This window comes from Sphaerisporangium sp. NBC_01403 (genome assembly GCF_045040145.1).
GTDB classification, from domain to species: Bacteria; Actinomycetota; Actinomycetes; order Streptosporangiales; family Streptosporangiaceae; genus Sphaerisporangium; species Sphaerisporangium viridialbum.
The window spans coordinates 4,658,619-4,679,513 of record NZ_CP109534.1; the positions used below are offsets into that span (position 1 = coordinate 4,658,619).

A 20,895-nucleotide genomic window follows, 5' to 3' on the forward strand; every position below is an offset into this window, starting at 1 on the left:
CCTCGCGGCGTCACCGGTCAGGTGCGCTCTTTCACAAGTCTCAGGACCTCGGAGACGACCTCTTCGAGGTTGAGCTCCGTGGTGTCGAGCTCGACCGCGTCGGCCGCCATCACCAGAGGATCGGCCTTACGCGTCGAGTCCAGGGTGTCACGGCGGGCCATCTCGGCCTGCTGCGCCTCAACCGTCGTGCCACTCAGCTCGGCGGTGCGGCGACGGGCGCGGGCCTCGGGGCTCGCGGTGAGGTAGACCTTGACCGGCGCTCCGGGGGCCACGACCGTGCCGATGTCCCGGCCCTCGACAACGATATCGCCCTCGCCGATGATGGCGCGCTGCTCGGCGACCAGGCGGCCGCGGACCTCGGGGACCGCGCTGACCGCGCTGACCGCGGAGGTGACCTCGTGGGTGCGGATCTGGACCGCCACGTCGACGCCGTCGACGGTGACGCCGGGCGCCTCGGGGTCGGTGCCGATCACGAGCACGGGCTCGGCGGCCCTGGCGGCGACCGCCGCAGGGTCGGTCACCTCGACGCCGTGCTCGAGCATCCACCACGTGATCGCGCGGTACATCGCCCCGGTGTCGAGATAGCGGAACCCGAGCGCGCGCGCCACTCCGCGCGAGGCGCTCGACTTGCCCGACCCCGAAGGGCCGTCCATGGCGACGACCAGTGCGGTCACGGCCTCTCCCTCTGCGTCCCGATTGAGTTGTCCGCAAAGAGGTTACCGGGAAACGTCCACCACCCGGGCATCGTCGCCCCTACGGGACGTGCCATCCGTGCGCGCGGAGGGCCTCGGCGAGAACCTCGGCCGACTCGGGCTGGACGGACAGGTCGGCGGCGCCCAGGAGCAGGCCGGGAGTGTGCTCCAGGCGGACGTCCTCGATGTTGACCCCGGCGTCCTTGGCCGCCTGGAAGAGGCGGGCCAGCTCGCCGGGACGGTCGCCGACGAGCACCTGGACCACGGCGTACGACCTCGGGGGGCCGCCGTGCTTGCCGGGTATGCGGCTCTGACCGGCGTTGCCCCGCTTGAGGAGCTCGGTGACCCTGCCGATGGCCGCGCCGTCGTCGACGGACACGGCGCGCAGGGCCGCCGCCGCGGCCGACAGATCGGTGGCGACGGCCTCGAGGATCTCGGCGACCGGGCGGGCGTTGCCCGACAGGATGACGGTCCACAGGCCGGGGTCTCCCCCGGCGACGCGGGTGACGTCGCGCACCCCCGGCCCGGCGAGGCCGAGCGCGGTCTCGGAGGCGTCGGCCAGGCGGGCGGCCATGGCCGACGCCGCGACGTGCGGGGCGTGCGAGACCAGGGCGACCGCCTCGTCGTGCGCGACCGGGTCGACCTCGACGGCGTTGCCCCCGCACAGCCCGATCAGGGACAGGACGGCCTCGACGGCCTCCGCCGAGGTCTCGGGACCCGGGCAGTACGCCCAGGGGCGGCCGAGGAACACGTCGGCGCGCGCCGCCGCGGGACCTGACCGCTCGCGACCGGCCAGCGGGTGCCCCGCGATGTAGGTGCTCATGTCGCAGCCGAGATGGGCCGCCTGCGTGATGGGCAGCGCCTTGACGCTGGCCACGTCGGTGTAGAACCGGGCGGCCTCGGTCTTCTGCAGGTCGAACAGCCACTGTGCCACGAACTGGGGCGGCACGGCGATCACGGCCAGGTCGACCCGCTCGGCCCCGGGCGCCCACTCCTCGCCCGCCCCGAGCTCACGCGCGAGCAGGACGGCCCGGGAGTCCTGGTCGGCGAGCTTGACCGTCACCCCGTGCTCCCGCAGGGCGAGGGCGACGGAGGTGCCGATCAGGCCGGTGCCGACGACCAGGACGCTCCGGACACCGGTCGCGTGGTCGCTCACTGGGCGATGTCCACTCTCAGGGCGACGGCCCCGCGGAGATAGACGTGCTGGATCTCATGGCGGGGCCGGTCGGTCTCCACGTGGGCCATCAGGCGCACCACGCGCGGCAGCGCGCCCGGCACGTCGATCTCGCTCGCGCAGATCAGCGGCACGTCGTGGAAGCCGAGCTTGCGGGCGGCGAGCGCGGGGAACTCCGCGGTGAGGTCGGGCGTGGCCGTGAAGATCACGCTGATCACCTCGTCGGTGGTCAGGCGGTTGCGCTCCATGACCTCGCTGACCAGTTCGGTCACCGCGACGAGGATCGCCTCACGATCATTGGAGTCGATTTGGGTGGCACCCCGGATTGCCCGCACCATGTCATCCCCTTCTGACCCAGCCGCCCCACGCAAGCCTGGCTTTTCGGACAGATTACATTCCTACGACGGCGTAAAGGTCGCCAACCTCCTTGAGCGTGAGCGACCGCACCGTGCCCGGCTTGAGCCGTCCCAGCTTGACCGGCCCGAACTCGATGCGGGCCAGGTCGATCACGGAGTGGCCTTCCTGCTCCAGCATCCGCCGGACGACGTGCTTGCGGCCCTCGTGGAGCACGATCTCGACCAGCGCCTGCTGGCCGTGCTCCTGGACGATCTTGAAGTCGTCGGCCTTGACGACGCCGTCCTCCAGCTCGACGCCGCTCTTCAGGCGGCGGGCCAGGTCGCGCGGGATCGGCCCGGGCACCTTGGCCCAGTACTTCTTCTGCACGCCGAAGCTGGGGTGGGTGAGCCGGTGGGCCAGCTCGCCGTCGTTGGTCAGGATGATCAGGCCCTCGGTCTCGGTGTCGAGACGCCCGACGTGGAAGAGCCGCTCGGTGCGGTCGGCCACGTAGTCGGACAGGGCGGGGCGCCCCTCGGGGTCGGACATCGTGCTCACGACGCCGATCGGCTTGTTGATCGCGAAGTAGACGAGGTCGGGCGCGGTCGGGATGCGCTTGCCGTCGACGTGGATCACCTGCTTGGCGGGGTCGACCCGGGCGCCGAACCTGCGCACGACCTGGCCGTCCACGGTGACGCGGCCCTCGCCGATCATCTCCTCGCACGTGCGGCGGGCCGCCACGCCCGCCTGGGCGAGGACCTTCTGCAAGCGGATGCCGTCCGGCACCTCGGTGGTGTCGCGCTCGTCGACGTAGTCGGAGGGGAAGAAGTCGGGGTCGCGCAGCGGCTGCCGGGAGGTCTTGAAGGCCGCCGGGCGCTCGGGACGGGCCGCCTGGCCGCGCCCCGCGAAGCCCCCACCGCGGGCCGCGGGGGCTCCCCCGCGCGTCGCCTTGCCCCGGCCGGCCGGGGCCCCGCCGCGACCCTCCTGGCCACCCGAACGGCCCGCCTGGCCACCCGAACGGCCCGCCTGGCCGCCCGTACGGCCCGGCCTGCCACCGGCGCGGCCCGGCTCCGGACGGCCGTACCTGCCGCGGGAGGGACTCTCCGTGCGCCCGATGGTCTGCACCTCGTCGCGCCGGTCGCCCCGGTCGTAGCCGCCACGGGAGCCGCTCCTGGAGTCGCCCGAGTAGCGGCCCTCCTCGCGGACCGGACGGTCGCGGCCGGTCTCGTCCCTGCCGTACCGCTCGCGGGAGCCGCCCCGGCCGGCGCGGAAGGCGCCTCTGTCGTCGTCGCGGGAGAAGGTGGGGCGGTCGCCGCCGGACGAGCCGCCACGGTCGCCACGGTCGCCACGGGAAGAACCCGCCCGGTCGCGGAAGGACCCGCCACGGTCGTCGCGGAAGGACTCACGGCGGTCGCCGCCGGGAGAGCCCGCGCGGTCGTCGCGGAAGGAGCCTCGGCGCTCGTCGCCGCCGGGAGCGGAGTACCGCTCGCGGGAGCCGCCCCGGCCCTCGCGGAAGGAACCCCTGTCGTCGTCGCGGGAGAAGGTGGGGCGGTCGCCGCCGGACGGGCCCGCGCGGAACGAGCCCCCTCGGTCGCCGTACGAACCGCCACGGGACGAGCCCGCCCGGTCGCCGTACGAACCGCCACGGGACGGACGGTCACCATACGAACCACTGCGGGACGGACGGTCGCCGGACGGACGGTCACCATACGAACCGCCGCGGTCGCCGCCGGGAGAGCCCGCGCGGTCGTCGCGGAAGGAGCCTCGGCGGTCGTCGCCGCCTGGCCTGCCGTAGCGTCCCCTCGAACTCTGGGAAGAGGAGGCGGAGCCGCGGTCGTAGGCTCCGCGATCGGACGCGCCGGAACGCTCGTCGGAGCGGAAGGCGTCGCGGCGGTCGCTCCCGCCGCGGGACCCGCCCCAGGAGCCGCCCTGAGCGCCTCCTCGCGGGCCGCCACCGCCACGGAAGCCGCCGGAGCCACCTCGGGACCCGGCACCTCCCCTCGCGCCTGAGGCACCGCCTGCGGCGCCGCCGCGTCCTCGACCGCGTCCATCACCGGACGGGGTACCACGCCTGTTGTTCACTTCGGTTGCTCCTCTAGGTTTTCCACGTCGTCGGGGAGGAACGGGGCGAGCGCGGGGAGCTCTTCGAGACTCCGCAGCCCCAGCCTCTCCAGGAAGTACGAACTCGTGCGGTAGAGCATCGCCTGGCTCTCGGGGTCGGTGCCGGCCTCCTCGACCAGCCCGCGCGCCGTCAGCGTGCGCATGACGCCGTCGCTGTTGACGCCCCGGACGGCGGCGACCCTGGCCCTGCTCACCGGCTGGCGGTAGGCCACGACCGCGAGGGTCTCGAGGGCGGCCTGCGTCAGCCTGGTCTGCTGCCCGTCACGGACGAACCGCTCGACCAGGGCGGCGCACTCGGCCCGCGTGTACAGACGCCAGCCTCCGGCGACCTCCCGGAGATCGAAACCCCGCCCCGCGGCGGTGTATTCCGCCGACAGCGCCGTCAGCGCCTCGGCGATCTCTCGCGAGGGGCGCTCGAGCACCTGGGCCAGGGTGACCTCGGCGACCGGCTCGTCGACCACGAGCAGGATCGCCTCGAGAGCCGCCCGCAGGCTCGGCTCGGCCTCGGCGGTCTCGTCGGCGACCTCGGGGTCCCCGGTGTCCTCGCTGCCCTCAGGACTCATCGGCTGCATCTTCGCTCTCTCGGCTGCCGGCGCCCGGTGGGCCCGGCCGGCTCTCATGGCCCTCCGGGACGTCGTCGCCCGGGGAGCCCTCGTCGTAGTCGTCGGCCACCGCGATGTCTCCGTCGTCGGCACCGGTCCAGGTCACGTGCAGATCCCCGAGCGGCTCGATCTGCTCGAAGGAGACCGCGGCCTCCCGGAAGAGCTCCAGGACCGCGAGAAAGCGTGCGATGACCTCGAAGGTGCCCGCGCAGTCGGCGGTCAGGGCCCGGAACGTGGCCGTGCGCATGCGCCGGAGCCGTGCAACCAGGATAGCCGCTTGCTCGCGGACGTTGGCGACCGGCTGATAGATGTGGGCGGTGGAGACCGATGGCGGGAGCTTCGGCGTGAAGACCCGGGCGGCGATGCGGGCCAGGCGATCAGGGCCGATGCCGAGCACCAGCTCGGGCAGCAGGCCGGCGAACCGCGGCTCCATCGGCACCACGCGAGGGAAGCGCAGCGCCTCCTCGGCCATGCGGCCCGCGAAGACCTTCGCCACCTCCTTGTAGGCGCGGTACTGCAGGAGGCGGGCGAACAGCAGGTCACGGGCCTCCAGCAGGGCAAGGTCCTCTTCGTCCTCCACCTCGCCGGTGGGCAGGAGCCTCGCGGCCTTCAGGTCGAGCAGCGTGGCCGCGACGAGCAGGAAGTGGCTCGCCAGGTCGAGATCCCACTCGGGGCCCATCGAGCGGATGTGGGCGATGAACTCGTCGGTCACCTGATGCAGCGACACCTCGGTGATGTCGAGCTTGTGCTTGGAGATCAGCCCGAGCAACAGGTCGAACGGCCCCTCGAAGACCTCCAGGTGCACCTGGAAGGCCTCGGGCCGCGCCTGGCCGGTGGCGGGCTGATCGGTCACCGCCCCATTGTCCCGCACGTCGGCGCGGTGGCGCTCAGTCGTCCTGCGACCACCGGGCGAGGACCTCGCGGGCCAGCTCGCGGTAGGCGGTGGCGCCCATGGACGCCGGGTCGAACTGGGTGATCGGCTCACCGGCCAGCGTGGCGTCGGGGAACCGGACGGTGCGGTTGATCACCGTGTGGAAGACCTTGTCGCCGAAGCCCTGCATGATCGTGGCGAGGACCTCCCGCGCGTGGAGCGTGCGCGGGTCGTACATGGTGGCCAGGATGCCGTCGATCTCGAGGTTCTTGTTGAGCCGCTCCTGGACCTTGGTGATCGACTCCATCAGCAGGGCGACGCCGCGCAGCGCGAAGAACTCGCACTCGAGGGGCACCATCACGCTGTGGGCGCAGGTCAGGGCGTTGACCGCCAGCAGGCCGAGGGACGGCTGGCAGTCGATGAGGCAGATGTCGTAGTGGGGAAGCAGCGGCTCCAGCGACCGGCCCAGGGCGTACTCCCTGGCGACCTCGTTGACGAGCCTGATCTCCGCGCCGGACAGGAATATGTTGCTGGGCAGCAGATCCATGCCCTCGACGCTGGTGCTGAGCAGCACGTCCTCGGCGGTGACGTCGGGCTCTTCCATGATCAGGTCGTAGACGGTCGACTCCAGCGGGCGGGGGTCGATGCCCAGGCCCACCGAAAGGGCGCCCTGCGGGTCGAAGTCGACCAGCAGCACCCGCTGGCCGCACTCGGCGAGCGAGGCCCCGAGGTTGATCGTCGTGGTGGTCTTGCCGACGCCGCCCTTTTGGTTGACCATCGCCACGACCCGCGCGGGACCGTGCGTGGTGGGGGCTACCGGGTCGGGGAAGACAGGGCGCGGACGCCCGGTTGGACCCAGAATGCCCTCGTTCCTGGTTTCGCCCCAGGATGCGTCGGGCGCACCGGGGACCTCCCGGATAGAAGCGTCTGTGGTCGCAGTCACCAGCTTGAACCTCCCTGACGGCCCCGAACCGGACCGTCCGGACGGACACTATGGGGTCGGCACGTATGCGGCAAGGCGACGCGCCCTAGAGCTATGAAGTTGGATGCCGAGCCCGGGAATGGGCCGCCGCGTACGCCTCACGGAGCCTGTCGACGCCGACCAGCGTGTAGACCTGGGTGGTCGCCACCGAGGCATGGCCGAGCAGTTCCTGGACAACCCTAACGTCAGCTCCTCCGTCGAGGAGGTGAGTTGCGAACGAATGGCGCAACATATGCGGGGAAACCCCGGCCAGGCCCGCCCGTTCAGCGGCCGACTGGAGCACCTCCCAGGCCCCCTGGCGGGTGAGGCGCCCGCCACGGGCGTTCAGGAACAGGGCCGCGGTGCCGCGCCCGTGCGCGGAGATGAGCGGGCGCGCGCACGCCAGGTACGCCCCGAGGGCCTCGCGGGCGAACCTCCCGAGGGGGACGACCCGCGTGCGCCCGCCCTTGCCGCGCAGCCGCACGTTCTCGGCCTCGACGTCCTCCACGGTGAGCCCGACGGCCTCGGAGATGCGCGCGCCGGTGCCGTAGAGCACCTCCAGCAGGGCCCGGTTGCGGTGGGTGAGCGGCGCGTCCTCCGGGCCGGCGGCGGCGATGAGCCGCTCCACCTCGGCCACCCCGATGGCCTTGGGCGGGTGGCGCAGCCTGCTGGGCGGGTGCACCTCGTGGGCGGGGTCGTGCGCCGAGACGCCCTCGCGTACCGCGAACCGGTGGAGGCCGCGCACGGCCGAGACGGCCCTGGCGGCCGAGCTGGCCACCAGGGCGGGGTGATGCTCGTCGCCCTCCCGCAGGGCGGTGAGGAACGCCAGGACGTCGGCCTCCGCCACGTCGGAGAGGGTCACGCACCCGCGCGAGCGCAGGTGGCGGAGGTAGCGGCTGAGGTCACGCCGGTAGGAGGCGAGCGTGTTGGCCGCCAGCCCCCGCTCCACCGACAGGTGGGCGAGGTATCCGGCGAGCACGGCCTCGTTGTCGGCGTAGGGGCTCAGGACGGGGACCTCCTGTCAGGCCTCCTCGGCGTCGGCGGGACGCAGGGCGGCGAAACCGTCCGACAAAGCGGCGTACGCGGCGAGAATACCCGCGACGGCCGGTGAATTGTGGATCATTCCCGCCAGCACCCTGTTCACCCCTTCTGCCAGGGGTATCCACACAACCGGCATGTCGAACTCCTCGTGCCGCCGCACGAACCCGTTCTCCTCTTCGGGGATCTCCGAGAGGTCGCGGGCGAGGAAGACGCGGATGCGCTCGTCGGTCATGCCGGGCGAGCTGTAGACGTCGACCAGGGTGTGCCAGGTCGCCGCCCGGTAGCCCGCCTCCTCGGCCAGCTCGCGCGCGGCGCATTCGACCAGCGGCTCGCCCGGGATGTCGCGGATGCCGGCGGGCAGCTCCCAGAGCAGCCTGCGCACCGGGTGGCGGTACTGGCGCAGCAGCAGCACCCGGTCGTCCTCGTCCAGCGCCACCACGGCGACGGCGCCGGGATGGACGACGTAGTCGCGGTCGGCGACCTCGTCCCCCGGCATGCGCACGGTCTCGGTGCGCACCGAGATCACGTGGCCCCTGAACCGCTCCTTGGAGTCGAGCACCTCCCAGGAGGCCGGCACGTCGCGGACGTCCTCCGCCGTCAGCCCCCTGGCGGCGGGGCCCTGGCCCGAGGCGCTCACGCGCCCCTCCCGGCCTTGGTCACGCTCTCGCGCACGTCGGCGTACGTCAGCGCGGCCTCGATGAGGCCGCTGAACAGCGGGTGCGCCCGGGTGGGACGGGAGCGGAACTCCGGGTGCGCCTGGGTGCCCACGAAGAACGGGTGGACCTCGGGGTCCAGCTCGGCGTACTCGACCAGGCGGCCGTCGGGCGACAGGCCGGAGAAGACCATGCCGACCTCCTCCAGCCGCTCGCGGTAGGCGTTGCCGACCTCGTAGCGGTGGCGGTGGCGCTCATCGGCGCTCCCGGAGCCGTACAGCCGCCGGACGATCGAGCCCTCGGCCAGCCTGGCCGGGTAGAGGCCGAGCCGCATGGTGCCGCCCATGTCACGCTCGCCCGCCACGACGTCCTCCTGGTCGGCCATGGTGGAGATCACCGGGTCGGCCGTGTCGGGGTCGAACTCGGTGCTGTTGGCCTGCTCGATGCCGGCGAGGTTGCGGGCGGCGTCGATGACCATGCACTGCATGCCGAGGCAGATGCCGAGCAGCGGGATCTGCCGCTCGCGGGCGTGCCGGATCGCGCCGACCTTGCCCTCGATGCCCCGTACCCCGAACCCGCCGGGGATGAGCACGCCGTCCACGCCGTCGAGCTCGCGCGCGGCGCCCTCGACGGTCTCGCAGTCGTCGCTCTTGACCCAGCGGATGTTGACGCGGGCGTCGCAGGCGAAGCCGCCCGCGCGCAGCGCCTCGGTGACGGAGAGGTAGGCGTCGGGCAGGTCGATGTACTTGCCGACCAGCGCGATCGTGACCTCCTTGGCCGGGCGGTGCACCCGGCGCAGAAGCTGGTCCCACTCGTGCCAGTCGACGTCGCGGAAGGGCAGGCCGAGGCGCCTTATGACGTAGGCGTCCAGGCCCTCGGAGTGCAGCACCTTGGGGATGTCGTAGATGCTGGGGGCGTCCATCGCCGAGACGACGGCGTCCTCGTCGACGTCGCACATCAGGCTGATCTTGCGCTTCAGCGAGGTGGTGATGGGCCGGTCCGAGCGGCAGACGATGGCGTCCGGCTGGATGCCGATGCTGCGCAGGGCGGCGACCGAGTGCTGGGTGGGCTTGGTCTTCAGCTCGCCGCTCGGGCCGATGTACGGCAGGAGCGAGACGTGCAGGAAGAAGACGTTGTCGCGGCCGACCTCGTGACGGACCTGGCGTACCGCCTCCAGGAACGGAAGCGACTCGATGTCGCCCACGGTGCCGCCGACCTCGGTGATGACCACGTCCACCTCGGGACCGGCCATGCCGCGGATGCGGTCCTTGATCTCGTTGGTGATGTGGGGGATCACCTGCACGGTGTCGCCGAGGTACTCGCCGCGCCGCTCCTTGGCGATGACGTTCGAGTAGACCTGGCCGGTGGTGACGTTGGCCGAGCCGTGCAGCTCGGTGTCGAGGAATCGCTCGTAGTGGCCGACGTCGAGGTCGGTCTCGGCTCCGTCGTCTGTGACGAATACCTCACCGTGCTGGAACGGGTTCATCGTCCCGGGGTCGACGTTGAGGTAGGGGTCCAGCTTCTGCATGGTGACCCGCAGGCCGCGAAGCTTCAGAAGGCGCCCCAGGCTTGAGGCTGTGAGCCCTTTGCCGAGACTGGAGGCAACGCCTCCGGTGACGAACAGATGCTTGGTGTTTGCGGCGCTGCGCAAGGAGGGTCTCCCGTGGTCCGTTGTGATCGTGGCCGTCCCGACGGGCGACCGCGTGTCCACGGGCTCTCAGAATATCAAAGGACGCTTGCGAAGTGCCCGAACATCCCCCGGGCGTCCGTTCCCAGCATCCTAACCACGGAGTAACTTTTCCGGTTATGTCACCCCGTGATGCACTACGCCGGATGCTGGGCGGTCTTATCCACCGTTTCTGGGCCGCGATCCGCGCGACCGGCGCGGTCACCCCCAAGACTCCGGCCGGGTACCGGTTCCGCCACCTCGGCGAGGGTACATGCCTGTCCTTCCCCCAGGGGGCGATCTTCGGAGAGGCGTGGATCGAGATCGGCGACCACACGCTGGTCGGCGAGCGCGTCTCCATCTCGGCGGGGATGGGACCGGGCGTCGACCTCGGCCCGGACTCCATCGTCCGCATCGGCGGGGGCTGCTCGATCGGCAGGGGCAGCCATATCGTGGGCCACCAGTCCATCGACATCGGCGACGACGTCTTCACGGGCCCCTACGTCTACATCACCGACCAGAACCACGTGTACGACGACCCCGAGATGCCCATCGGCCGCCAGTGGCCGCGCAACAACCCGGTGGCCATCGGCGCGGGCTCCTGGCTCGGCGCCGGCGCGATCATCCTGCCCGGCACGCGCATCGGCAGGCAGTCGGTCGTCGCGGGCGGCGCCGTCGTGCGCGGCGAGTTCCCCGACCACTGCGTCATCGCCGGCGTCCCCGCGAAGGTCGTCCGCCGGTACTCGCCGGAGGAGGGCTGGCACGTTCCGGCCTCGGACGGAGAGCCGAGCGGAGAGCCGCGCCCGGAGCCGCGCGGGGAGCCGAGCCCGCTCGGAGCGCTCCTGCCCGGAGCCTGACCGTCCGGCGCCGGATCCCCTTGCAACCCGACCGCCTTCGAGCCTCGCTGTCCGGGGCGGGACAGCCGCCGCCGGTGATCTGGACCGCGCCGCGCCCCGCGGGCTACGGTCACGGCATGCGGACGGCGATCTGTGAGAGGTTCGGGGTCGAGTTCCCTCTGTTCGCGTTCAGCCGCTGCAGCGACGTGGTCGCGGCGGTCACCAACGCGGGCGGGTTCGGCGTGCTCGGCGCCGTCGCCTACTCCCCCGAGCAGCTCGACCGCGAGCTGTCCTGGCTCGACAGGCAGGTGCGCGGCCGGCCGTACGGGGTGGACGTGCTGGTCCCTGGGAAGATCGACCGGTCGGTCTCCGAGCCCGGCGCCCGCCTCCTGGACTTCATCCCCGAGGTCCACCGCGACTTCGTCGCCCACCTGTTCTCCAAGTACGGGGTGAGCTCGGACAAGACGTTCAAGGCGGGGCAGGCCGGGCCGCCCGCGCCGAAGGCCGACGAGATCGGGCGCAGGGTCACGCACTCGGGCGCCACGGGGCTCATCGACGTCGCCCTGCGGCATCCCATCGGCCTGATCGCCGGCGCGCTCGGCACGCCGCCGCCCGTCATGGTCGACAGGGCGCGGGCCGCGGGCGTCCCGGTGGCCGCGCTGGTCGGCACGGTCGAGCACGCCCGGCGGCAGGTGGCCGCCGGGGCCGACCTGATCGTCGCCCAGGGCACCGAGGCCGGCGGCCACACCGGCGAGGTGTCCACGATGGTGCTGGTCCCCCAGGTCGTCGACGCCGTGGCGCCCCTGCCGGTGCTCGCGGCCGGCGGCATCGCGAGCGGGCGGCAGATGGCCGCCGCCATGGCGCTCGGCGCCGAGGGCGTGTGGTGCGGCTCGGTCTGGCTCACCACCGAGGAGGCCGAGACGCCCCCGGTGGTCAAGCGCAAGATGCTCGACGCCACCTCGCTCGACACCGTGCGCTCCCGGTCGCGTACGGGCAAGCCGGCCAGGCAGCTCGTGTCGGCCTGGACCACCGAGTGGGACGAGGCCACCGAGAGCCCCGGGGCGCTGCCGATGCCCCTGCAGATGCTGCTCGCCGAGGGCGCGCTCGCCCGCATCGGGAAGGCCGCGGAGAGCGGCGAGCCGGGCGCCCGCGAGCTGGCGAACTACTTCGTCGGCCAGGTGGTCGGCCAGCTGAACCAGGTCAAGCCGGCCAGCCAGGTCGTGTACGAGATGATCGAGGAGTTCACCTCGGCGGTCGAACGCGTGAGCGAGATCACCCGATCCTGATTGGTCCGGGGAACGCAGGGCATCTGCTCCTTCGTCTTCTTCTTCAGGAAGCAAGGACTGTGGAGGTGCGATGCTCGCGGCGCTGACCGGCCTCGGGCTGTCCACGGCGGCGGGGCTCAACGCCTACATCCCGCTGCTCGTGGTCGGTCTCCTGGCCAACTTCACCGACGTCGTACGGCTGCCGCAGGACTACGCGTGGCTGACCAACGGCTGGGTGATCGCGATCATCGGCGTGCTCCTGCTCGCCGAGGTCGTGCTCGACAAGGTGCCGGTGGTCGACCATGTCAACGACATGATCCAGACGGCGGTGCGGCCGGCCGCGGGCGGCGTGGTCTTCAGCGCCACCCAGGCGGCCTCGCAGCTCGACCACTCGACCTGGATGAGCCACAACCCCTGGGTGAGCTGGGTGCTCGGCATCGGCGTGGCGTTGGCCGTGCACGTCATGAAGGCCTCGGCCCGGCCGGTCGTCAACGTCTCGACGGCGGGCGTCGGCGCTCCCGTGGTCAGCACCGTGGAGGACGCCGGATCGCTCGGCATGAGCCTGATCGCCGTCTTCTTCCCCGTGCTGGTGATCGTCGCGCTGGTCGTGCTAGCCGTGCCCGCCTGGTGGGTGATCCGCACCCTGCGCAGGCGCAGGGCCCGCCGTGACGAACGCCTCCGTCGCGACCCTCAGCCCACCTGACGCGGCTCCGCCCGGCGGCGAGCGCCCCTGACCCGCGCCGGAGCCGCCGCCCGTACGTGGTCGATATGGCTAGCGGGCGGTCGACGCCCGTACGTGCAACTGCGCGGGGACGATCACCGGCCCTGGCGTCGCGTCGCCGTTGAGGCGGGCGATGAGCAGCTCGACGGCCGCCCTGCCCGTCTCCTCAGGGGCGAGGTCGAGCGCGGTGATCGCGGGCTGGGCCAGGCGGGTCTGCTGCGCGTCGGAGCCGGCCGCGAGCAGCAGGTCGCCGGGGACCTCCACGCCGAGCCGCCGGGCCTCGGCCAGGACTCCGGCGGCGTGCCGGCCCGTCTGGCAGTAGACGGCGTCGGGCCGCCGCCGCTTGCCCGTCAGCAGCCGCCGGGCGGCGTCGCGCCCGCCGTCCTCGCCCGCCGCCTCGGGGACGTGCAGCACCCTCGCGGGCATGCGCCGGCGCCGCGCCCACGCGCGGTAGGCCCTCTCGGAGTCGACGTTCCACGCGTTGTCGTCGGTGCCCGCCAGCAGGGCGATGTCGTGCGCGCCGCGCGTGGCGAGCAGGTCGAGCACGCGCTCGGTCTCCACCGCGTCGTCGGGGCCGACCCAGTCGGCGAACTCCGGCCGCCCGGGGTCACGCCCCACGGTCACGACCGGTACGGCCGCGTCGAGGAGCCGGGTGAGGACGGGGTCGTCGCGTAACGGGTCGCCGACGACATAGCCGTCCACGCCGTGGGCGGCCTGAGGAAGGTCCGCCCGGGTCATGTCCGGCACGAGCATGAGCCCGAGGCCGTGGTCCAGGGCCGTCACCGCCGCCGCTCCGGCGAAGCGCACGAAGTAGTCGACGCCCACCGGCAGGTACGACCCGATGGCGTCGAGCGGGCGCATGTCGAGGGCGAGCACGCCGGTGCGCCCCCTGCGCAGGCCGCGTGCCATGGGATGGGCGCGGTAGGCCAGGCGGTCGGCGACGGCGAGGACACGCTGCCGCGTGGCCTCCGACGCGGTGCCCTTGCCGTTCAGCGCGTGGGACACCGTCGTGACGGAAACGCCCGCCTCGCGGGCGACGTCCCTGATCGTCGCGCGCCCCACTCGGGGTTCCTGGTCCGGCATAGGGAAAGCGTAGAGCGCGATCGGAGTCCCCAAAACCTTTTACTAAAAGGTTTTGTGCGATAGCGTCGCCGCTTACCGCGCCGAAAGAGCCACGTATAGGCGCATAGATGGACAAACCCCCGCAGTGTTCGGAGGATCAGATGCGTATCCGTGTGGCGGCGCTCCTCGCCGCCTCGCTCAGCCTCGGGCTCGCCGCTTGCAGCGGCGGGACGACCGCTCCCGCCGTCGACGACCACAAGCTCGACGACCTCCTCGTCACCACCCCGGTGGCGCAGGGAGAACTCGACAAGGCGAGCTGGAACCTGCCCTTCGGCGAGCCCGCGTCGCTCGACCCGATCAAGGCGTTCAACTATCCCGAGAACACGGTCGTCGCGAACCTGTGCGAGGGCCTGATGCGCCTGGACCCCGACTACTCGGTCAAGCCGAACCTGGCCGAGAAGGTCGAGACCCCCGATCCCACGACCCTGGTCTACACGCTGCGCCAGGGCGTGCGGTTCTGGGACGGCGAGCCCATGACCGCGGACGACGTGGTGTTCAGCCTCCGGCGCCACCTCGACCCCAAGGAAGGCAGCTACTGGGCGTCGGACCAGATCACCGGCAACATCGCGTCCATCGAGAAGACCGGCGACGACCAGGTCACGATCCGGCTGAAGAAGGCGGACGCGACGATCAACTCGTACATGGTCACGCCGGTCGGCGTGGTCGTCCAGCGGAAGCAGCGCGAGAAGGCCGGCGCCAAGTACGGCACGCCCGAGGGGTCGGTCATGTGCACCGGGCCCTTCAAGCTCTCGTCGTGGGAGAAGGGCTCCAAGATCTCGCTGGAGCGCAACGAGGACTACTGGGACGCGCAGCGCAAGGCGAAGACCAAGCAGCTGGACCTGCAGTTCATCGTGGACCCCGGCGCCATCGCGAGCGCGCTCGACACCGGCGCCATCGACGGCTCCTACGACGTCCCCGTCGGCGCCGTGGACCGGCTCACGGCCTCCAAGAACGGCAAGCTCTACCTCGGCAGGTCACTTCAGATGATCGCCGTCATCAGCACCGGCAACGGGCCCCTCGGCGACCCGGCGGTCCGCCGGGCGCTCGCGCTCGCCACCGACCGCGAGGCGATCGCCCAGACCGTGTTCGCGGGCACCGCCCAGGCGTCCAGGTCGATCGTGCCGAAGGGCGGGTGGACGTACGGCGACGACGTGTTCGGGCCCGCGTACGACGCCCTGCCGGACACCAAGAAGAACCTCGACGAGGCCAAGAAGACCCTCGCGGGGGCCACGCCCGGCAGCGCGCCGATCACCATCGCCTACCCCAGCGAGCGCCAGTTCTACGCCGACATCCTGTCGGAGATGTCCAACGCCGCGCGCGAACTCGGCCTGACCATCCAGCCCAAGGGGGTGCCGAGCGCGCAGTACGGCGCCTTCTTCTCCGACGCCAAGGCGCGCGCCGGATACGACGGCTTCATGACGACCAACTACATGGACATTCCCGACCCGCTGGCCTTCCTGCGCACCATCGCGGCCAAGGGCGGATCGCAGAACTTCAACGGCTACGAGGACGCGGAGACGCAGAGCCTGATCGAGCAGGCGGCCACGGCGACGGACGACACGGCGCGGGCCAAGCTCGTCGCGAACCTCCAGGCGAAGGTCATGGAGCAGACGCCGTGGATCCCGATCGCGGCGCCGTCGGTCCGGCTGTTCCTCAACAAGCGCGTGACCGGCGTCCCCGCGTCGTTCGTCTACCTGTACTACCCGTGGGCGGCGAGCCTTGGCGCGGCCTGACACCACCCGGCCCGGGGCGCTCCGGCGCGCCCCGGGCCCGGTGCCGCCCCTCGCCCCCCGGCCCGTGAGCCGCGCCCCCGAGGAGGCACCGTGCCGCGTTTCGTGACCCGGCGGCTCGGCGCGCTCGCCGCCACACTCCTCGTGTCGAGCTTCCTCATCTACGCGGCCATGTACGCCGCGCCCGGCACGCCCGAGAGCTTCCTCGTCCAGGGCAGGACCGTCAGCCCCGCCGTCCTCGCCTCCATCCGGGCGCAGTACGGCCTGGACGACCCGTTCCTGCTCCGCTACTGGCACTGGCTGACCGGCGTGCTCGGCGGCGACCTCGGCGAGTCCCTCACCACCCGGCAGGACGTCGCCTCGCTGCTGGTGTCCAGGATCCCGACGACCCTGTGGCTCACGACGTACGCCGCCGTGCTCATCGTGGTGCTCGGCGTGGGCGCCGGAGTGGTCGCGGGCCTGCGCGGCGGGGCGCTGGACACCGGCGTCCTGCTCGGCTCCAGCGTGGGGTTCGCGATCCCCACCTTCTTCGCGGCCGTCCTGCTCATGAGCGTCTTCTCCGTGACGCTGGGCTGGTTCCCGGTCTTCGGCGCGGGCTCTGGGCTCCCCGACCGCGTGCTGCACCTGACCCTGCCCGCCGTGGCGCTCGCGCTTCCGGCCGCGGCCGTCGTCGCGCGCATCACCCGCACCGCCGTTGTGGAGGAACGCGACGCCGAGCACGTGTCCGTCGCCCTCGCCCGGGGCATCCCCTGGCGGGTGGTGGCGCGCCGCCACGTCGTCCGCAACGCGATGCTGCCCGTGACGACGATCGTCGGGGTGAACATCGCGGCCCTGGTCGCGGGGGCGGCCGTCGTCGAGCATGCCTTCACCCTCGACGGCGTCGGCGCCCTGCTCATCAACGCCGTGCAGCAGAAGGACTTCGCCGTCGTGCAGGCCGTGGCTCTCGTCCTGGTCGCGGTGTTCGGCGTGGTCAACCTCGTGGTCGACACCCTGTACGCGGTGATCGACCCGCGCGTCCAGCTCGGAGGTGAGAGCGCGTGAGCACCGGAACCCTCGCACCGCCCGCGCGGCGGCACCGGCCCCTCGCCGGCCTGGCGAACCGGCTCGGCCCGCTCGGCGTCGCAGCCGCCGCCGTGGTCGCGCTGCTGGCCCTCGCGGCGCTGCTCGCGCCCCTGGTCTCGCCGTACGACCCCGCCGTGGGAAGCATCGTCCAGCGCTACCTCCCGCCGGGGCCCGAGCACCTGCTCGGCACCGACCAGTCGGGGCGCGACCTGCTGTCCCGGCTGCTGTACGGCGCCCGGAGCAGCCTGGCGGGCGCCGCCGTGGTCGTGCTGCTCGCCGGGGCGGGCGGCACCCTGCTCGCCCTTGTGGCCACCTGGTTCGGCGGGCGCGTGGACGCACTGGTGGGCCGCGTGCTCGACCTGCTGTTCGCGTTCCCGAACCTGCTCCTCGCGATCCTCGTCGTCGCGGTGTTCGGGACGGGCCTCGCGCAGGCCACCGCCGCGCTCGCGGTCGCGTACATGCCCTACACCGCCCGCGTGCTCCGCAGCGTCGCGCTGCGCGAGCGGCGGCTGGCGTACGTCCAGGCGGCCGAACTGCAGGGGCTGTCCGGCATCGTGGTGACCGGGCGGCACGTCCTGCCCAACATCGCGCCGCAGATCCTCACCGGCGCCGCGATCAACTTCGGCTACGCGATGATCGACCTCGCCGCGCTGTCGTACCTGGGCCTGGGCGTCCAGGCGCCGACCGCCGACTGGGGGCTGATGGTCTCCCAGGGGCAGGACTCCCTGCTCCAGGGCCACCCGCAGCAGAGCCTGCTCGCGGGCACCTGCATCGTCGTCGCGGTGGCCGCGTTCAGCGTGATCGGCGAGCGGCTCGGTGGCCGCGGGGCCGGAGGCCGGGCATGAACCTCCTCGAACTCGACGACGTACGTCTCGACGTGAAGGGCCGGGCGATCCTGCGCGGCGTCTCGCTGTCCCTGTCCCCCGGCGAGGCGCTCGGCCTGGTCGGCGAGTCGGGGTCGGGCAAGTCGATGACACTGCGCACCGTCCTGCGCACCGAGCCGCCGCGAGCCCGCGTCACGGGCCGGGTCACGCTCGACGGCGAGGATGTGCGGGGTCTCGGCGCCCCTGAGCTGCGACGGCTGCGGGCCGGCGCGCTGGCGATGATCAGCCAGGATCCGAGGGCCGCGCTGAATCCCCTGCTGCGCGTGTCGCGGTTCCTCGTGGAGGGGCTCTGCGACGCGCGCGGAGAGACCCGGGACGCGGCCGATCGCCGGGCGCGCGACCTGCTCGCCCAGGTCGGCATCGCCGACGTCGACCGCTGCATGGACTCCTACCCCCACCAGCTGTCGGGCGGCATGCTGCAACGCGTGGTCATCGCCGCCGCCGTGGCCGGATCGCCCCGGCTGCTGCTGGCCGACGAGCCCACGACCGCGCTCGACGTGACCACGCAGTCGGAGGTCATGGCGATCCTGGACGATCAGCGCCGCGAGAACGGCATGGCGATGCTCTTCGTCACCCACGACCTGGAGCTGGCCTCGGCGGTGTGCGACCGGATCGCCGTGATGTACGCCGGGGAGATCGTCGAGATCGCCACGCCCGACCGGCTCCACGCGTCGCCGCGCCATCCGTACACGCGCCTGCTGCTCGACTCGCGGCCCAGCCTCACCACCAGGGCGCCGGTGCTCCCGGTGATCCCGGGACGGCCCGTGGCCGCGCACGAGGTGCGAGGACGCTGCGCCTTCGCGGACCGGTGCCCGTGGGCGGCTCCCCAGTGCCTTTCCGGCGAGGTGCCGCTCGTCCACGGCGACGGCCGCGCCGTACGGTGCCATCGCAGTGACGAGCTCGCGGCCGAGCTGGCCCGCGCGACAGGGACGGAGGCCTCGGCGTGAGCGATCCGACCGGGAACGTCATCGAGATCAGCGGGCTGTGCAAGGAGTTCGGCAGCGGGCAGGGGCGGCGGCGGCGCACGGTCCGCGCGCTGGACGACGTCAGCCTGAGCGTCGCCGACGGAAGCTGCCTCGCGGTGGTCGGGGAGTCCGGCTCGGGCAAGACGACGCTCGCGCGGATCCTCGTCGGCCTCGAACAGGCGGACGCCGGGGACGTCGTGCTCGCGGGACGCCCGGTGGCGCGGCGGCCGCGGCGGGCGGAGCGGCGGGCCCGCGCCAGGGACGTCCAGATGGTCTTCCAGGACCCGAACGGATCCCTGAACCGCCGCCGCACGGCGGGAGCGGCCATCGGGGAGGTGCTGGCGGCCCACCATCGCGTCACCGGCGCCGAGGCGCGTCAGCGAGTCGCCGGCCTGCTCGACCAGGTCGGCCTGCGGCCCGAGCACGCCCGGGCGCTGCCCGGCGAGCTCAGCGGCGGGCAGAAGCAGCGCGTCGCGATAGCCCGGGCGCTCGCCGCCGAACCCCGTGTGCTCGTGCTCGACGAGGCGGTGGCGGCGCTGGACGTGTCGGTGCAGGCACAGGTACTCAACCTGCTGGCCGAGATCCGGCGGGCCCGCCGGCTCACCTATCTGTTCATCACCCATGACCTGTCCGTCGTACGGCAGGTCAGCGAGGAGGTCGTCGTCATGTGTCAGGGGCGGATCGTGGAGCGCGGAAGCACGGCGCGGGTGCTGGACGAACCGGAGCACCCGTACACCCGCCTCCTGCGCGACAGCGCCCCCCGCCCCGGCTGGCACCCCCGCCGCACCACCACCCCCGAGGTGACCGCATGACACCCTCACCTGGCGATACCCCGAACCGACCCCACCTGCGAGCGGACGAGACCAACCTGGAGCCGCACACGCACACGCGGACCGAGGGAACCGGCCCGGAGCCGCACACGCACACGCGGGTGGAGGGAACCAGACCCGGGGCGCGCGCGCATCTGCGGGTGGAGGGGGCCGATCCCAGGCGCCGGGGCGATGATCGCGGCCGGCGGACCGGTGCGGAGATCGCCCGGGCGTGGGGGACCTACTCGGAGCTCTTCGAGACCACCGCGGCGGCCAGAGGCATGAGCCTGGACGTACCCTCCCTGGCCCTCGGTGCCGTCAGCGCGACCCGTGCCTGGGCGCCCGAGCTCGTCGCCGAGATGGAGGGCGTGGCCGAGGGTGCCGGAGTGCCGCTTTGGATGATCGCCGCGCTCAACGCCCGCACCGAGATCCTCGCCGTCGCCGGCGCCCCACGCTCAGGCGAATGCTCCACGGTGGTCCACACCGGCGGACACACCGTGGCCGGCCACACCCCGGGCGGACACACCATGGCCGATCACACCCCAGGCGGACACACCGTGGCCGGCCACACCCTGGGCGGACACACCGTGGATCGCCACGCTCTGGGGGAGCACACCCCTGGCGGGCAGACCTGGGGCGGGCAGACGTGGGACTGGCATCAGGAGCTCGCCGGTGCCTGGCACACGCAGTCGGTGCGCGGGGACGCGCTGGGGTTCACCGGGATCACCGAGTACGGGATCCTCGGCAAGATCGGCGTCAACGAGGCGGGGGTGGGGGTGCTGTTCAACATCCTCGGCCACGAGGACGACGGTGCCGGCGGCGTGCCCGTCCACCTCGTCGCCCGCCGGGTGCTCGGTGGCGCGGCGTCCTTCGCCGAGGCCATGTCCATCCTGGGTGACGCCCCGGTGTCGGCCTCCACCGTGATCACCATCGTGACGGAGGACCAGGTGGCGTCCGTGGAGCTCAGCCCGGCGGGCGCGGTGACCGTTCCCCCGGACGAGGAGGGCTGGCTGGTGCACACCAACCACTTCCTCGACCCGCTGCCGGCCGGGGGTGAGCTGCGCGGGCGGCTCGAACCGGAGACCTACGACCGCCTGCGCGTGCTCGGCACGCGCGCCCACGAGCGGCATGGCCTCGACGGGGCCGGCGACCTCGCCGCCCTGCTGAGCGTCCACCCGGACGGCGGCGCCGAGGTGTGCTGCCATCCCCCGGCCACCGGCCGCCTGGGCACCAGGTGGGCGACGCTGGCCACGGTGGCCGTGGACCCCGCCGCCCGCCGCCTCCACGTGCACGACGGCGGCCCCTGCTCCGCCACCCCCCGGACCTGGACCCCCCTCACCGCACCGAACACGTCCCCGACCACCTGACGCCCCTCACCCCACCGTCG

20 protein-coding genes are annotated in these 20,895 nt (G+C 72.6%); 9 read left to right on the top strand and 11 right to left on the bottom strand.

Going from position 1 to position 20,895, the window contains the following annotated elements:
- Window positions 1-17: 17 nt before the first annotated feature.
- From cmk to OG589_RS21030, 10 genes are all read right to left on the bottom strand, one after another.
- Window positions 18-653: a (d)CMP kinase gene (cmk, locus tag OG589_RS20985; RefSeq protein WP_405152085.1), complete on the bottom strand. Its 636-nt coding sequence runs from the start codon at window positions 651-653 to the stop codon at window positions 18-20.
- A gap of 100 nt (window positions 654-753) precedes the next feature.
- A complete protein-coding gene (locus tag OG589_RS20990) occupies window positions 754-1,848 on the bottom strand; it encodes a prephenate dehydrogenase (protein WP_405151504.1) in 1,095 nt (364 codons plus the stop codon).
- Window positions 1,845-2,204, bottom strand: a complete 360-nt coding sequence (gene aroH, locus OG589_RS20995) for a chorismate mutase (protein WP_405151505.1) — start codon at window positions 2,202-2,204, stop codon at window positions 1,845-1,847. The genes OG589_RS20990 and aroH overlap by 4 nt, the downstream gene beginning before the upstream one ends.
- Before the next feature lie 52 nt (window positions 2,205-2,256).
- Complete coding sequence (locus OG589_RS21000; protein ID WP_405151506.1) at window positions 2,257-4,281, bottom strand: pseudouridine synthase; 2,025 nt, start codon at window positions 4,279-4,281, stop codon at window positions 2,257-2,259.
- Complete coding sequence (scpB, locus tag OG589_RS21005) at window positions 4,278-4,883, bottom strand: SMC-Scp complex subunit ScpB (RefSeq protein ID WP_405151508.1); 606 nt, start codon at window positions 4,881-4,883, stop codon at window positions 4,278-4,280. The genes OG589_RS21000 and scpB overlap by 4 nt, the downstream gene beginning before the upstream one ends.
- A complete protein-coding gene (locus OG589_RS21010) occupies window positions 4,873-5,775 on the bottom strand; it encodes a segregation and condensation protein A (protein ID WP_405151510.1) in 903 nt (300 codons plus the stop codon). Before OG589_RS21010 ends, scpB begins: the two co-directional genes overlap by 11 nt.
- A gap of 34 nt (window positions 5,776-5,809) precedes the next feature.
- Window positions 5,810-6,736 (bottom strand): ParA family protein, encoded by a 927-nt coding sequence (locus OG589_RS21015; RefSeq protein ID WP_405151511.1) that lies wholly within the window; start codon window positions 6,734-6,736, stop codon window positions 5,810-5,812.
- A 91-nt stretch (window positions 6,737-6,827) separates the two neighbouring features.
- Window positions 6,828-7,733 carry a site-specific tyrosine recombinase XerD gene (locus OG589_RS21020; RefSeq protein ID WP_405151512.1) on the bottom strand — a complete coding sequence of 302 codons (906 nt, stop codon included), beginning with the start codon at window positions 7,731-7,733 and terminating at the stop codon, window positions 6,828-6,830.
- Between the two features lie 42 nt (window positions 7,734-7,775).
- The gene (locus OG589_RS21025; RefSeq protein WP_405151514.1) at window positions 7,776-8,432 is read right to left on the bottom strand and encodes an NUDIX domain-containing protein; all 657 of its coding nucleotides are present in this window, start codon (window positions 8,430-8,432) and stop codon (window positions 7,776-7,778) included.
- Complete coding sequence (locus OG589_RS21030; RefSeq protein ID WP_405151516.1) at window positions 8,429-10,099, bottom strand: CTP synthase; 1,671 nt, start codon at window positions 10,097-10,099, stop codon at window positions 8,429-8,431. Before OG589_RS21030 ends, OG589_RS21025 begins: the two co-directional genes overlap by 4 nt.
- Window positions 10,100-10,281: 182 nt before the next feature.
- Between OG589_RS21030 and OG589_RS21035 the strand changes: the two genes are divergently transcribed.
- From OG589_RS21035 to OG589_RS21045, 3 genes are all read left to right on the top strand, one after another.
- Entirely contained in the window at window positions 10,282-10,971 is a 690-nt protein-coding gene (locus OG589_RS21035; protein ID WP_405151518.1) for an acyltransferase, read from the top strand.
- Window positions 10,972-11,087: 116 nt separating this feature from the next.
- The gene (locus OG589_RS21040) at window positions 11,088-12,236 is read left to right on the top strand and encodes an NAD(P)H-dependent flavin oxidoreductase (protein ID WP_405151520.1); all 1,149 of its coding nucleotides are present in this window, start codon (window positions 11,088-11,090) and stop codon (window positions 12,234-12,236) included.
- A gap of 70 nt (window positions 12,237-12,306) precedes the next feature.
- Window positions 12,307-12,918: a DUF4126 domain-containing protein gene (locus OG589_RS21045; RefSeq protein WP_405151521.1), complete on the top strand. Its 612-nt coding sequence runs from the start codon at window positions 12,307-12,309 to the stop codon at window positions 12,916-12,918.
- 69 nt (window positions 12,919-12,987) lie between these two features.
- Here the strand turns inward: OG589_RS21045 and OG589_RS21050 are convergent, their stop codons facing one another.
- Entirely contained in the window at window positions 12,988-14,019 is a 1,032-nt protein-coding gene (locus OG589_RS21050) for a LacI family DNA-binding transcriptional regulator (RefSeq protein WP_405151523.1), read from the bottom strand.
- Between the two features lie 140 nt (window positions 14,020-14,159).
- Between OG589_RS21050 and OG589_RS21055 the strand changes: the two genes are divergently transcribed.
- The 6 genes from OG589_RS21055 (at window position 14,160) to OG589_RS21080 (ending at window position 20,875) form a co-directional block, all read left to right on the top strand.
- Complete coding sequence (locus tag OG589_RS21055; RefSeq protein ID WP_405151525.1) at window positions 14,160-15,791, top strand: ABC transporter substrate-binding protein; 1,632 nt, start codon at window positions 14,160-14,162, stop codon at window positions 15,789-15,791.
- Between the two features lie 90 nt (window positions 15,792-15,881).
- On the top strand, window positions 15,882-16,829 hold the full coding sequence (locus tag OG589_RS21060) for an ABC transporter permease (RefSeq protein ID WP_405151527.1): 948 nt from the start codon (window positions 15,882-15,884) through the stop codon (window positions 16,827-16,829).
- Window positions 16,826-17,695 carry an ABC transporter permease gene (locus OG589_RS21065; protein ID WP_405151528.1) on the top strand — a complete coding sequence of 290 codons (870 nt, stop codon included), beginning with the start codon at window positions 16,826-16,828 and terminating at the stop codon, window positions 17,693-17,695. Before OG589_RS21060 ends, OG589_RS21065 begins: the two co-directional genes overlap by 4 nt.
- Window positions 17,692-18,681, top strand: a complete 990-nt coding sequence (locus OG589_RS21070; RefSeq protein WP_405151530.1) for an ABC transporter ATP-binding protein — start codon at window positions 17,692-17,694, stop codon at window positions 18,679-18,681. The genes OG589_RS21065 and OG589_RS21070 overlap by 4 nt, the downstream gene beginning before the upstream one ends.
- Window positions 18,678-19,511: an ABC transporter ATP-binding protein gene (locus tag OG589_RS21075; RefSeq protein ID WP_405151532.1), complete on the top strand. Its 834-nt coding sequence runs from the start codon at window positions 18,678-18,680 to the stop codon at window positions 19,509-19,511. Before OG589_RS21070 ends, OG589_RS21075 begins: the two co-directional genes overlap by 4 nt.
- The gene (locus OG589_RS21080) at window positions 19,508-20,875 is read left to right on the top strand and encodes a C45 family autoproteolytic acyltransferase/hydolase (RefSeq protein WP_405151534.1); all 1,368 of its coding nucleotides are present in this window, start codon (window positions 19,508-19,510) and stop codon (window positions 20,873-20,875) included. Before OG589_RS21075 ends, OG589_RS21080 begins: the two co-directional genes overlap by 4 nt.
- Window positions 20,876-20,895: the final 20 nt, after the last annotated feature.